This is a genomic window from Janthinobacterium sp. BJB301, from assembly GCF_002735685.1.
Lineage (GTDB): Bacteria > Pseudomonadota > Gammaproteobacteria > Burkholderiales > Burkholderiaceae_D > Janthinobacterium > Janthinobacterium lividum.
Genome location: NZ_PDZJ01000001.1, coordinates 292,487 through 306,292 on the forward strand (window position 1 = coordinate 292,487; position 13,806 = coordinate 306,292).

A 13,806-nucleotide genomic window follows, 5' to 3' on the forward strand; every position below is an offset into this window, starting at 1 on the left:
CCCCTTCAGGGGCCTGCAACAGCTCACAACGTACAACCTGTACAACCATAACGGAGACCAATACAACATGAAATCGAATGCATTATTGATGGCCCTGCTCAGCGGCGTACTCGTCGCTTGCGGCGGCGGTGGCCAAGACGGTACGACCGCCACCCCGAACACCTTGCTCGCCGCCGTCGAAGCGTGCGCCGTCTGGGACGCCGCCACCGTCTACACGGGCGGCCAGTGCGTGCTCTACCAGGGCGTTACTTACAAGGCCAAGTGGTGGACGCAGGGCAATGTCCCCAGTGCCGCCGACCAGTGGGGCCCATGGGCCGTGACGGATACGCCAACCCCGACACCGACCCCGACGCCCACGGCTTGCCGCCCGGACGGCTTGATCTCGGCCGTGCCGAATGTGCCGTATTGCAAGGTGTACGACGCGAATGGCCGCGAAGTGCTGAGCAATGGCTTGAACCGGCGCATCGTCGGCTACTTCGCCAGCTGGCGCACCGGTGTCGATGGCAGCCCCACCTATCTGGTAAACAATCTGCCGTGGGACAAGATCACCCACCTGAACTATGCGTTCGCTTCCGTCGATCCGGCAACCTCGAAAATCGCCATCGGCAGCGGCGCGGCCAATCCGGACACGGGCCTTACGTGGCCGAACGTGCCAGCCGCCGCCATGGACCCATCCTTGCCGTACAAGGGGCACTTCAACTTGCTGTCGCAATACAAGAAGAAGTATCCGGGCGTGAAACTGATGATTTCCGTGGGTGGCTGGGCCGGCAGCGGCGGCTTCTACACGGCCACGACGAATGCGGACGGCAGCATCAACACGGCCGGCATCAACACCCTGGCCGATTCCATGGTGGCCTTCGTGCGCCAGTACAACTTCTTCGATGGCGTCGATGTCGATTACGAACATCCGACCACCAATAATGAAGCGGGCAATCCGAACGACTTCGCCGTCTCGAAGCCGCGCCTGGCGGGCCTGATGACGAGCTACAACCTGCTGCTGAAAGTGCTGCGCCAGAAGCTCGACGAGGCGGCCGTGCAGGACAATAAATACTATCTGCTCACCATCGCCGGCTCCGCCTCGGGCTGGGTCTTGCGCGGGGAGGAAAACATGTCGGGATTGAAATATCTCGATTACGCCAGCCTGATGAGCTACGACTTGCACGGCGCGTGGAACCAGTATGTGGGGCCGAACGCGGCGCTGTTTGACGATGGCAACGATGGTGAATTGCGTGCCGGTAACGCCTACCAGTTCCAGAACATCGGCTACCTGAACACGGACTGGGCCTACCGCTACTACCGCGGTGCCATGCAGGCGGGGCGCATCAATATCGGCGTGCCGTTCTACACGCGGGGCTGGAAGGATGTGACGGGTGGCACGAATGGCTTGTGGGGCACGACGCCACTGATCAGTTCCACGGTCACCTGCGCCGGCACCAAGACGTGCGGCACGGGCGCCACCGGCATCGACAACGTCTGGTACGACCTGGACTCGCAGGGTAAACCCACGCCAGGCGGCGGCAACCCCATCTGGCATGCGCTGAACTTGCAGAGCGGTATCGTGCCGAGCTACCTGGACGCCTATAAAGTCACGGACAAGGCCCTGGTGGGCACCTATGTGCCGCATTACAGCAGCACCATGGTGGCGCCGTGGCTGTGGAATGCGACCAAGAAAGTGTTCATTTCCACGGAAACCACGCAGTCGATCGCGGCCAAGGCCCAATACATCGTCAACAACAATATCGGCGGCGTGATGATCTGGGAAATGGCGGGCGACTATGCCTGGGATGCCACGCGCAACGGCGGCAAGGGCGAGTATTTCATGGGCACCACCCTGACGGACGTGCTGTACCAGGCCTTCCGCACGGCTGGCGTGTATGGCAACAAGCGCGCCGAAATCGCCATGCCGGGCACGGCGGCCAACGTCAGCATCACTTTGGGCGGCTGGAAGCTGGGCGACAACAACTTCCCCATCAACCCGGTGATGACGGTGAAGAACAATACGGCGTCGACCCTGCCGGGCGGCACCGTGGTGGAGTTCGACTATCCCGTCTCGGCACCATCGGACATGAGCGACCAGTCAGGCTTCGGTTTGACGGTGATCAATGCCGGCTACACGGGGCCGAACAATATCGGCGGCTTCACGAAGAACTACAACCGGGCCCGCTTCGCGATTCCCGCCTGGCAATCGCTGGCGCCGGGCGGCTCCGTGGCGCTGACCTTGAATTACCGTTTGCCGATCTCGGGACCGGCCAACTACACGGTCACCGTGGGCGGCACCAAGTATGCGCTGACGCAGGAGTATCCGGAATTGCCAGTAGCCTTGCCATAAGTTGAATCCGGTAGTGTAAACAGCGAAGGGCGGAACCGCGGTTCCGCCCTTTTTAGTTTCTGGCGTTAGCTAAGCTGGCTTAAAACCAGGTTTCTACCTGGAAACCGTAGGACGTGCCGCTGGTATTGTTGTTGTAGATCGGGCCGCCGTTGTTCGACGCGTTGACCGAGGCGGTGGCCGCATCGTTCCATTTGCCGTACGTCACGAAAGCGCGCAGTTCAGGACGCGACCACAGGCCAGGACCGGCCGAGATCGTCGGCGCGATGGTCAGCTTGGTCAGGCGCTTGGCTGGCTGGCCGCCCGACTGCGTCACGCGGTCCGTGCCCAGTTCGCCCACCAGCTTGAAGTTGTTGGTGAATGCGTACACAGGACGCACGCCGACCGAGGTCCAGGTCGAGGAACCGGCGGCGGTCGATTCGTCTTTTTGCCACAGGGCGACGAATTCCATGCCGAAGTTTTCCATCGGCTGGATCGCCATGTCATTGAAGACGCGCGTGCGCTTGCGGTCAGAACCGTAGGAAGTGCTGCCCGAGGCGCCGAACTGTCCGTTGCCGTCACCGCCAACACCAGGGCCGACGCCGTACTGCACGCCGAAGGTGTTGCCGCCGCCGAAGACTTTGCCTTGACGGTGGAATGCCGACAGTTGCCAGCCGTTATGTTTCGGGCCGTAGATGTCGTTGTCCTTGCCTTCGGCCGTGATGATGGTCGCGGCCAGGTCCAGGGTGCCGTTTTCATTGACGGGAATTTCGCCATAGATGAAGTTCTGGCGCACGGCGGAACGGGTGCCGGTGATGGCGCCAGTGTTCTTGTCGCGGGCATTGATGTCGTTGTCCTTGAAGAAGGCATACGAGAATTTACCCGGGCCAACAGGAATGCGGTCCAGGCCGGCGCCCGTGCCGTTCATGTTGATGTATTGCAGATCCAGCATGTGGATGTCAGGACGGTAGTAGAAGCGTTTACCGATCCAGGCCGTGCCGCCGTTCAGGAAATCGAGCCCCTGCGCTTCGACATAGGCCTTGACGATGCCCAGCTTGTTGTCGCCGAAATCCGAGTTTGGCGCGTAAGCGTTGACCCAGATGGTGGCCAGGTAGTTCACGCCGCCGGACTTGGCAACAGACTTGGTGTAGCCGAATTCCGTGTAGGCGTCGCACTCATTGCCCAGACGATATTTCATGGTATTGCCACCCAGGCCGAAGCAGCCTTGCGAACCGCCGTCGCCCGAAGTATTGCTGCCGGCGCCAGCGCGCAGGTAGCCGTGGAAGCCTTCGGCGTCGCTTGGGTACATGGGGTCGGCCATGGCGGAAGCGCTGGCGATGGCCAGGATCAGGGCAGGTAAAGTTTTCAATGCAGTACGGTTCATGCGGTCTCCAGAAGAATGTAAGTGGTAGCGGTGGCGCCCCTGAAGGCGACCACCGCACGCGGTCTAATGCCGAAAACCAAGTCTAGCAGCGCTTTTTTAACCACCCTGATACAAAACGTGCAAGTGCTGATACTTTCTTTCAGAGTGTTGTTTTTGCTACATATCGATACTCTTGCGCATAGCGGGCTTGCAAAAGAGTATCGAATTGCGGTTTTGGAGTATCAGAAAGTATCAAAGTCCGGTGCTACATTGTGGTCGTGGTGCCAAGTACCTGAGCATTGCCAACGACAAAAACACTGGAGACATACAATGAAACGTTACGCCATCGCCGCGCTGTTCGCCGGCTGCCTCAGCTCGTCCGCTTTTGCCGCCACCGACCTGGTCATCGCGACTGTCAACAACGGCCACATGATCGAAATGCAAAAGCTCAGCAAGTTCTTCGAGCAAGCCAATCCTGACATCAAGCTCAAATGGGTGACCCTGGAAGAGGGCGTCTTGCGCCAGCGCATGACCACCGATATCGCCACCAAGGGCGGCCAGTTCGACGTGATGACCATCGGCCTGTATGAAACGCCCATCTGGGGCAAGAAAAACTGGCTGATCCCCATCAAGCCGGACGCCAAATACGATATCGACGACTTGCTGCCGGCCATCCGCGAAGGGCTCTCCGGCGACGGCAAGCTGTATGCGTCGCCGTTCTATGGCGAAAGCTCGATGATCATGTACCGCAGCGACCTGGTCAAAAAGGCGGGCGTGACGATCGAGGACCGTCCGTCCTGGAACCAGTTGCGCGACGTGGCGGCCAAGCTGCACGATCCGGCCAACGGCGTGTACGGCATCTGCCTGCGCGGCAAGCCGGGCTGGGGCGACAACATGGCACTCATCACCACCATGGCCAATTCCTATGGCGGCCAGCTGTTCGACATGAAATGGAAGCCGCAATTTACCAGCAAGCCATGGAAGGACGCGGTCACCATGTATGTCGACCTGATGAAGAAATACGGCCCGCCGGGCGCGGCCGCCAACAGCTTCAATGAAAACCTGGCGCTGTTTAACCAGGGCAAGTGCGGCATCTGGATCGATGCGACGATTGCCGCCTCCTTCATCACGGACCCCAAGCAAAGCAAGGTGGCCGACAAGGTGGCGTTTGCCCAGTCGCCTATCGGCGTGACGGAGCGGGGCGCGAACTGGCTGTGGATCTGGTCGCTCGCCATCCCCGCGAGTTCCAAGCACCCGAATGAAGCACAGCGCTTCATCAACTGGGCCACGTCGCCCGACTACGTGAAACTGGTAGCCAAGGAAACGAGCTGGGCCAACGTGCCGACCGGCACGCGCAAGTCGACCTATGCCAGCCCCGAGTTCCAGAAAGTGGCGAAATTTGCCGCCGCCGAAGGCAAGGCCCTGGCCACCACGCGCGCCGTGCAAAGCACCTTGCCGCCGTCGCCTTACGTGGGCGTGCAATTTGCTTCGATTCCCGAATTCCAGGTGATCGGCGTGGCAGCCGGCCAGCAGATGGCGGCAGCGCTGCTGGGCAAGGTGACGGTGGACCAGGCGCTGGAATTGTCGCAGCAGACGGCGGAAAGAGAAATGCGTAAAGGCGGGTACTACAAATAAGACGTCTCCGGTCTTGCTGTGCCATTTGCTTTGTCAACAGGTGATGTGATCGGCCTTGCTGTTCAGCGGGCCGTCACTCCCTCACGTCCCAAGAGTATCCTATGAAACGCATTATCCCCCGGACTTTGCTGACGCCGGCCGTGGTCGCCGTCTCCGTCATTTCCGTGATCCCGCTGCTGATCACCCTGTATTACTCGTTCGTGCGCTATTCCATGCTCGATCCGAGCGGCCATCCTTTCCATGGCCTGGCCAATTTCCACTTTTTCTTTACGGATGCCTCGTTCCTGCCAGCCCTGCAGAACACGTTTACCCTGCTGTTTTCCGTCATGCTGGTCACGGTGGTGCTGGGCACGGCGCTGGGCTTGCTGATCAATGAAGCGTTCCCGGGACGCGCCATCGTGCGCGTGCTCCTGATTTCGCCGTTTCTCATCATGCCGGCCGTGAATGCCCTGATGTGGAAGAACATGCTGCTCAATCCGATCTACGGCCTGTTCGCGCAAATCAGCATTTTCTTTGGCGCCACGCCCGTCGACTGGCTGTCGGCCCATCCCCTGTTTTCCATCATCATGATGGTCTCGTGGCAATGGCTGCCGTTCGCCTGCCTGATCTTCATGACGGCCCTGCAGTCGATGGACCGGGAACAGCTGGAAGCGGCGCGCATGGATGGCGCCACCTATCTGCAGCAGCTGCGCTACCTCTACATTCCCCACCTGGGCCGCGCCGTCTCGGTGGTGCTGATGATCGAGATGATCTTTTTGCTGTCGATCTTTGCGGAAATATTTACCACCACGGGCGGCGGTCCCGGCTTCGATACGACCACCATCACCTTCATGATTTACCAGCAGGCACTGCTGTCCTATGACGTGGGAGCGGCCTCGGCCGGTGCCCTGTTCGCCGTGCTCATCGCCAACATCGCCGCCTTCTTCCTGATGCGCGTCATCGGCAAGAATCTGTCGAAATAAGGAGACCTTGATGCATAGCAAACTCAATCTGTATGGCCGCACGGCCGCCTCCTGGCTGTTCGCGCTGCTGCTGTTCTTTCCCATCTTCTGGCTGGGCCTGATGGCCTTCAAGACGGAAGGACAAGCCATTTCCACGCCGCCGCTGCTGTTTTTCACGCCCACGCTCGACAGCTTCCGCGAAGTGCTGGCACGCGACAATTACTTCGGCTACGCGTGGAACTCGCTGTTTACCAGCGTGCTCTCGACGGCCATCGGCCTGTTGATCGCCATCCCGGCCGCCTATTCGATGGCCTTCTTTCCCACGGGCGGCACCATCGGCTTGCTGAAATTCATGCTCAGCTCGCGCTACATGCCCGGCGTGGGCGCCCTGATGCCGATCTATATCTGCTACCAGTACTTCGGCCTGCTCGACACGCGCATCGGCCTGACCATCATGTTCATGCTGATGAACCTGCCCATCATGATCTGGCTGCTGTACACGAGCATGAAGGAGCTGCCGCGCGAAATTCTGGAAGCGTCGCGCATGGATGGCGCCACCGTGTGGGACGAATTCCGCCACGTCGTGCTGCCCCTGTCCGTGGGCGGCATCGCTTCCACGGCCCTCGTGTGCATGGTGTGGTCGTGGAATGAGTCGTTCTGGTCGCTGAACCTGGGCGCCTCCAACGCGGGCACCCTGGCCTGGCTCATCGCCTCGTATTCCAGCCCGGAAGGCTTGTTCTGGGCGAAATTGTCGGCCGCTTCGCTGATGGCCATCGCGCCCATCATGGCGCTGGGCTGGTTCTGCCAAAAACAACTGGTCCAGGGTATGACCTTTGGCGCCGTCAAGTAGCATCGAAAACAAATCAGAAATGAGACTATCATGGCTTACCTTCAACTGAGCAATATCGAAAAATTCTTTGGCGAGCACCGCGCCATCAAGGGCATCGACCTGGAGATCCGGCAGGGCGAATTCGTCGTCTTCGTGGGTCCGTCTGGTTGCGGAAAATCCACCTTGCTGCGCCTGATCGCGGGCCTGGAACCGATCGACGGCGGCAATCTGTCGCTCGACGGGCGCGACATCACGGCGCTGCCATCGTCCAAGCGCGACCTGGCGATGGTGTTCCAGTCGTATGCGCTGTATCCGCACATGACGGTGTTCCAGAACATGTCGTTCGCGCTGAAACTGGCCGGCGTCGATCCGGCCATCATCCGCGAAAAAGTCGACAAGGCGGCCGCCATCCTCGACCTTGGGCGTTACCTGGAACGCACGCCCAAAGAATTGTCTGGCGGGCAGCGCCAGAGGGTGGCCATCGGCCGCGCCATCGTGCGCGACCCGAAAGTGTTCCTGTTCGACGAACCGCTGTCGAACCTCGATGCGGCCTTGCGCGTGCAGACGCGCATCGAGATCGCCAAGCTGCACCGCGAACTGGGCGCCACCACGATTTATGTGACCCACGACCAGGTGGAGGCGATGACCCTGGCGGACCGCGTGGTGGTGCTGCGCGACGGCCAGATCGAGCAGCATGGCTCGCCATTGGAACTGTATGACCGTCCCGCCAACCGCTTTGTCGCACAATTCATCGGCACGCCCAGCATGAACGTGGTGCCCGCTGACGCGGCGCCGCAGCTGCTGGCGCAGGCGGGCAGCGCTGCGCAGGCGGACGGCTTCGTCGGCATCCGCCCCGAACACGTGCACCTGGGCGCGGCGCAGCCGGGCAGCGTGCCCGTCACGGTCGACCTGGTGGAGTCCTTGGGCGTGGAAACCCTGACCTATGTGCGCTTGCCGAATAATGTGCAGGTGGTGTCGCGCGGGGCGGAGCGCAGCAGCCTGCAGCCGGGCCAGCAGACGCATTTGACGTTCGAGCCGGGCTTCGTCCATTATTTTGACCGCGCCGGCAAGACCTACGCGGCGGCGAAAGGAGCGCTGTAATGGACGCCATCGCATTGAACCAGGCGAACCTGGCCAAGCTGCCGGTGGACGCAACCGTGCCCGCGTATGCGCGCGGCGCGCTCGTGCCCAGCATCGTGCATATCGGCGTGGGCGGCTTTTTCCGCGCCCACCAGGCCGTGTACCTCGACGACTTGCTGGCGCTGCAGGGCCAGGGCCATGAGCACGCGCAGTGGGGCTATTGCGGCGTGGGCTTGCTGGCGCATGACGCGGCCATGCGCGACGCCATGCGGGCGCAGGATGGCCTGTACACGGTGGTCGAGCGCAGCGCGGCCGGCGACAGCGCGCGCATCATCGGCTGCATCGGCGAATACCTGTATGCACCCGACGAGCCGCAAGCCGTACTGGAAAAGCTGGCCGACCCTGGCACGCGCATCGTCGCGCTGACCATCACCGAGGGGGGGTACTATGTGAACCAGGGCACGGGCGAATTCGACGCCGGTCATGCCGATATCGTGTATGAACTGGCGCACCCGCAGGCGCCGCGCTGCTCGTTCGGCTATCTGGCGGCGGCGCTGGCCGTGCGCCACCAGCGGGGCCTGGCGCCGTTTACCATCATGTCCTGCGATAACCTGCAAAACAATGGCGACGTGACGCGCAAGATGCTGCTGGCCTTTGTCTCCCTGCGCGACGGGGAGCTGGCGCGCTGGCTGGCCATGCATGGCAGCTTCCCCAACAGCATGGTCGACCGCATCACCCCGGCCACCACCGATGAACACCGGGCGCTGGTGCGCGACAGCTTTGGCATCATCGACGCCTGGCCGGTCGTGTGCGAGCCGTTCCGCCAGTGGGTCATCGAAGACGACTTCCCGCAGGGGCGGCCAGCCTGGGAGCTGGTGGGCGCGCAGATGACGCACGACGTGCTGCCATATGAAAAGATGAAGCTGCGCCTATTGAATGCCAGCCACCAGGCCCTGTGCTACATCGGCATGCAGCTCGGTTACACGTTTGCGCACGAAGCGATGAACGATCCTGGCATCCGCCTGCTCGTGCGCCGCATGATGGATGAGGAAGTGACGCCCTTGCTGGATGTAGTGGAAGGCATCGACCTGGAGCGGTACAAGGCTACCCTGATCGAGCGCTTTTCGAATCCTGCCGTGCGCGACCAGCTGGCGCGCATCGGCACGGAAGGTTCGGCGCGCATCCCGAAATTCGTGCTGCCATCCGTGCGCGAAGCACTGGCCCGTGACGGCGCCATCAAGCTGCTGGCGTTTACCGTGGCGTGCTGGTTCCGCTACCTGGAAGGCCACGACGAGCAGGGGCGCGAGATGCCCTTGAACGACCCGTATGCGGCGCGCCTGCGCGCACTGGCGCTGCAGGGCGGGGCGGACGCGACGGCCTTGCTGTCGCTGCGCGAGCTGTTCGGCGAGTTGAGCGACACGCCAGCCTTTACGCAGGCGGTGGGGCAGTCGCTGGCCAGCCTGTATGGGATGGGTGCGCGCGCGGCGCTGGAACAGATCGTCGCCTGACGGGGGAGGGCGCGCCATGCCACGCAAAGCCGATGCCTCACTGCCGCAGATGGAGCTGGAACAGCAGCGCGACGCCACGCCAGGCTTCGAGCCGAAAGGCAGTTTTGGCTTCATCCGCTACCTGGAGCACGGCTTTCCGAATTCGCTGGTGCGCTGGCATTACCACGACGAGTACGAGCTGCACCTGATCGTCGAAAGCAGCGGCAAGGTCTTTGTCGGCGACTACATCGGCCAGTTCACGCCCGGCCACATGGTGCTGACGGGACCGCGCGTGCCGCACAACTGGGTCTCGCTCGACACGCCGCCGGAAGGCGTGGCCTTGCGCGACATGGTGGTCCAGTTTTCGCATGCGCCGCTGGCGTCGATGGCCACCGCCATTCCCGAATTGAAGGATATTTTTCCGCTGCTGCAGCGCGCCTTGCACGGCGTGGAATTTTTTGGCGTCAGCGAACAGTCGCTGCGGCGTTTCCAGCGCATCCGCGACAGCAATGGCCTGCCGCGCTTCATCGAATTTTTGACACTGCTGGGCGAACTGGCGCAGACCAGCGATTACCAGCTGCTGTCGACGGTGCCGATGCAGTCGAGCGACGACGACGTGGCCCTGGCGCGCATCAGTTCGGCCATCAACTTCATCGTGCACAATTACAGCAGCCAGTTTTCGCTGAAACAGCTGGCCGAGCAGGTGGACATGCCCGAGCGGACGTTTTCGCGTTTTTTTCGCAGCGCCACGGGCAACAGCTTCACGGACTTCGTCAACCGCCTGCGCATCAACAAGGCTTGCCAGCTGCTGATGGAGACGGAGCGCTATGTCAGCAACATCTGCTACGAGGCGGGATTCAATAATGTTGCCAATTTCAACCGGCGCTTCCTGGAATTGAAGGGCATGACGCCGAAGGAGTTTCGCCAGCAGGCGCTGGGCCGTTTTGGCGCCTGAGGCTTTTTGAGGTACATTGGATGGCACAGGCGGGGACAGCCTGGGAGAGACAAGCATGGAACACCTATGGCAGAAGGACAGCGAGCGCAAGGCGCCCGAGCTGGAACGGGAAAGCTACGATGGCATCATCAATTACCTGGAACACGGCTATCCCAGTTCGCGCGTGCGCTGGCACTGTCACGAGGAATATGAGCTGCACCTGATCGTCGCCACCAGCGGACGATTGTTCGTGGGCGACTATATCGGCGAATTCTCGCCTGGCCACCTGGTGCTGACGGGCCCGCGATTGCCGCACAACTGGATTTCCAACGTGATGCCCGAAGGCGGCGTGGCCTTACGCGATATGATCGTGCAATTTGCCCATGCGCCGCTGGCCGGTGCCGCGCGCGTCATCCCCGAACTGCGCGAACTGCTGCCGCTGCTCGAGCGCTCCAGCTATGGCGTGGAGTTTTTCGACATGGGCCACGAGGCCGAGCAGCACCTGGCGCGTATCCGCGCCACGCATGGCGCCGAACGCTTCGCCGAATTCGTCCAGATGATGAGCAAGCTGGCGCGCACGGCCAATTACCGTTTGCTGTCGACCGCCTCCTTGCGCTCGTACGACGATGACGCCACCCTGGCCAAGGTCAACTCCGTGCTCAACTACATCACGGACAATTACCGCGAGCCGATTTCGGCGGAAATGCTGGCCGATCAGGTGGGCATGTCGCTGAGTAAGTTCTCGCGCTTCTTCCGCAAGGCGACGGGTAACAGCTTCACGGATTTCATCAGCCGCCTGCGCATCAACAAGGCGTGCCAGTTGCTGATGGATACGGATCACTATGTGTCGAACGTCTGTTACGACGTGGGTTTCCAGAACGTGGCCAATTTCAACCGCCGCTTCTTGCAGGTGAAGGGCGTCACGCCCAAGGAATTCCGGCGCCAGGCAGATGGCCGCTTTGGCGGCATCGGCGGGCCCGTGGCGGATATGCCACAGGCCTGACGACTGTCACGGGCTTGTCACTTTGACTGGTTATGCTCCACGGCTATCCCACCCACCTTAGCCGAGGAATGCATGAACACTGCTGTAACGTCGATCCCGAAACTGACCCTGTTGGCCATCGCCGCCGGCCTGACCCTGGCCGCTTGCGGCGGCAGCGACAATCCGCCGGCGGAGCCTTCCAAGCCCGTGGCGCAGACGGGCGTGTTCCTCGATGGCGCGGTGGAAGGACTCGATTACGTGGCGGGCAGCGCGGCCAAGGCCAGCACCAATGCCAAGGGCGAATTCATGTGCAACCCGGGCGATACGGTCGCCTTCAGCGTGGGCGGCCTGGCCCTGGGCTCGGCGCCATGCGGCGCCGTCGTCACGCCGCTGGCGCTGGCCGCCAGCACCAACGTGGCGGACGACAAGGTCGTCAACCGCCTGCTGGCGCTGCAATTGCTCGATGACGACAGCGATCCGTCGAACGGCATCAAGCTGACGGCCGAAGTGAAGGCGGCGCTGGCCGGCAAGACGCTGGACTTTGCCGCCGCCCCGGCCGTCTTCAACGCGGCGCTGGCCGCGCATCTGGCAGCGGTGGGCGGGAAATTCGCAGGCCGCACGGTCGATGCGGAGCGCCGCGCCCTCGTGCGCGAGCATTTCGAAGACACCCTGGCCTCGAAAGCGGGCGCGCCCGTCAACGAGGCGCTGACGCAAGCCAATCCGGTCGGCGAAGTGAAAGTCACCGTGACGCGCTACCAGATCCAGGCGGCCGATAAATTCTACGTGCCGTACGAAGGCGCCAACGCCAAGATCAAGGGCGAATTCCCGAACGGCTTCCTGCCGTCGTACGGCTCGGGCCTGGCTTACAAGGGCAAGAATGCGGCCGGCGACCTGGAATTCTATGGCTTGACGGACCGCGGCCCGAACGGCGACGGCCCGCTGGTGCCCGATCCATCTGGCAAGGGCACCATCGGCAGCAAAATCTTCCCGTCGCCCAGCTTCACGCCTTCGTTCGGGGTGCTCACGGTGGGCAAGAACGGCGCCGTGCTGGCGTCGAGCACGCCGATCAAGGTGTCGGCCACCGTCAACAGCTCGGGCTTGCCCGTGCCCGTGGGCGCGGTCGGCAATTCGGCCGAGATTCCCGTCATGGATGCGATGAAGTTCGATGCGGCCGGCAAGGCTGTCTTCAACGCGGGCGGCCTCGATTCGGAAGCCATCGTCGTCGATGCGAAGCGCAATGCGCTGTGGGTCTCGGACGAATACGGCCCCTTCATCATCAAGATCGATGCGGCCACCGGCATCATCCAGGCCAAGTACGAACCGGGCAAGGGCTTGCCAACCCTGTTCGCCAAGCGCCGCGCGAACCGCGGCATGGAGGGCATGACCCTCGATACGAGCAACGACAAGCTGTACGCCTTCCTGCAAAGCCCCCTGTCCGACGGCACGGCGCCATACACGGTGACGAAGAAGAATGAGCAGGTCGAGCGCTTCGCCCGCTTCACGCGCTGGATCGAATTCGACCCGGTGACGGGCACCAGCGGCAAGATGTTCGCCTATCCGCTGAATGCGGCCGACTACCAGGACAGCCGCACGGGCAACGCCAAGCTGGGCGACATGGTGGCGCTGGGCGGCGGCAAGTTCCTCGTCATCGAGCAGGGCGCCGCGCCGTCGGGCAAGGTGTTCAATAAACTGATGCTGGTCGAATTGAAGGGCGCCACCGATATCTCGGCCGCTGCCTTCAACGCGACGACCTCGGACCTGGAAAAAAGCAGCATGGGCGGCGCGGCCGTCAACGGCGCCGACTGGACCGCCGTCACGCCGCTGAAGAAAACCCTGCTGCTGGACTTGAATGCCATCGGCTGGGCGGCGGAAAAGGCGGAAGGCCTGACCCTGATCGACGACTCCACCATCGCGCTGGCCAACGACAACGACTTCGGCCTGAAGACGAAGATCTTTGACGCGAACGGCGTGGAAGTGGCGGATGCCGACGTGACCAAGTGCACGGTCGATGCCAGCGGTACTATCGTCACCAGCGCCGCCGCCGGCTGCAATGCCGCCAACACCATCCGCGTGGCGCGCGGCGACGACCGCGAACGCCCAAGCCGCTTGTGGATCGTGAAGTTTGCCAAGGCGCTCACTGCGTATTGAACGATGGTGGATGTGTCGGATTACGCGGCGCGCGTGCCGCTAATCCGACCTATGCATGGAAAAAGCCGCGCGGTGCTGGGATGCACCGTGCGGCTTTTTTGT

Annotated in this window: 10 protein-coding genes; 9 read left to right on the top strand and 1 reads right to left on the bottom strand. The window is 62.1% G+C overall.

The window, feature by feature from the left end:
* Positions 1 to 67: 67 nt before the first annotated feature.
* A complete protein-coding gene (locus CSQ91_RS01385; RefSeq protein WP_099387168.1) occupies positions 68 to 2,329 on the top strand; it encodes a chitinase C-terminal domain-containing protein in 2,262 nt (753 codons plus the stop codon).
* 79 nt (positions 2,330 to 2,408) lie between these two features.
* Here CSQ91_RS01385 and CSQ91_RS01390 read toward each other — a convergent pair whose 3' ends face one another.
* Entirely contained in the window at positions 2,409 to 3,689 is a 1,281-nt protein-coding gene (locus tag CSQ91_RS01390) for a maltoporin (RefSeq protein ID WP_099387169.1), read from the bottom strand.
* Between the two features lie 309 nt (positions 3,690 to 3,998).
* Between CSQ91_RS01390 and CSQ91_RS01395 the strand changes: the two genes are divergently transcribed.
* The 8 genes from CSQ91_RS01395 to CSQ91_RS01430 all read left to right on the top strand — a co-directional run bounded on the left by CSQ91_RS01395 (position 3,999) and on the right by CSQ91_RS01430 (position 13,704).
* Positions 3,999 to 5,303 (top strand): ABC transporter substrate-binding protein, encoded by a 1,305-nt coding sequence (locus CSQ91_RS01395; RefSeq protein ID WP_034777941.1) that lies wholly within the window; start codon positions 3,999 to 4,001, stop codon positions 5,301 to 5,303.
* 101 nt (positions 5,304 to 5,404) lie between these two features.
* Positions 5,405 to 6,265, top strand: a complete 861-nt coding sequence (locus CSQ91_RS01400) for a carbohydrate ABC transporter permease (RefSeq protein WP_034777943.1) — start codon at positions 5,405 to 5,407, stop codon at positions 6,263 to 6,265.
* A 10-nt stretch (positions 6,266 to 6,275) separates the two neighbouring features.
* Positions 6,276 to 7,094 carry a carbohydrate ABC transporter permease gene (locus tag CSQ91_RS01405; RefSeq protein ID WP_099387170.1) on the top strand — a complete coding sequence of 273 codons (819 nt, stop codon included), beginning with the start codon at positions 6,276 to 6,278 and terminating at the stop codon, positions 7,092 to 7,094.
* A gap of 30 nt (positions 7,095 to 7,124) precedes the next feature.
* Positions 7,125 to 8,174 carry an ABC transporter ATP-binding protein gene (locus CSQ91_RS01410; RefSeq protein WP_099387171.1) on the top strand — a complete coding sequence of 350 codons (1,050 nt, stop codon included), beginning with the start codon at positions 7,125 to 7,127 and terminating at the stop codon, positions 8,172 to 8,174.
* Positions 8,174 to 9,661 (top strand): mannitol dehydrogenase family protein, encoded by a 1,488-nt coding sequence (locus tag CSQ91_RS01415; protein WP_099387172.1) that lies wholly within the window; start codon positions 8,174 to 8,176, stop codon positions 9,659 to 9,661. The genes CSQ91_RS01410 and CSQ91_RS01415 overlap by 1 nt, the downstream gene beginning before the upstream one ends.
* A gap of 16 nt (positions 9,662 to 9,677) precedes the next feature.
* Positions 9,678 to 10,595: a helix-turn-helix domain-containing protein gene (locus tag CSQ91_RS01420; protein WP_099387173.1), complete on the top strand. Its 918-nt coding sequence runs from the start codon at positions 9,678 to 9,680 to the stop codon at positions 10,593 to 10,595.
* Positions 10,596 to 10,650: 55 nt separating this feature from the next.
* Positions 10,651 to 11,577, top strand: coding sequence for a helix-turn-helix domain-containing protein (locus tag CSQ91_RS01425; RefSeq protein WP_070253873.1), 927 nt, complete (start codon positions 10,651 to 10,653; stop codon positions 11,575 to 11,577).
* Between the two features lie 72 nt (positions 11,578 to 11,649).
* Positions 11,650 to 13,704 carry an esterase-like activity of phytase family protein gene (locus tag CSQ91_RS01430; RefSeq protein ID WP_099387174.1) on the top strand — a complete coding sequence of 685 codons (2,055 nt, stop codon included), beginning with the start codon at positions 11,650 to 11,652 and terminating at the stop codon, positions 13,702 to 13,704.
* The last annotated feature ends 102 nt before the right edge of the window (positions 13,705 to 13,806 follow it).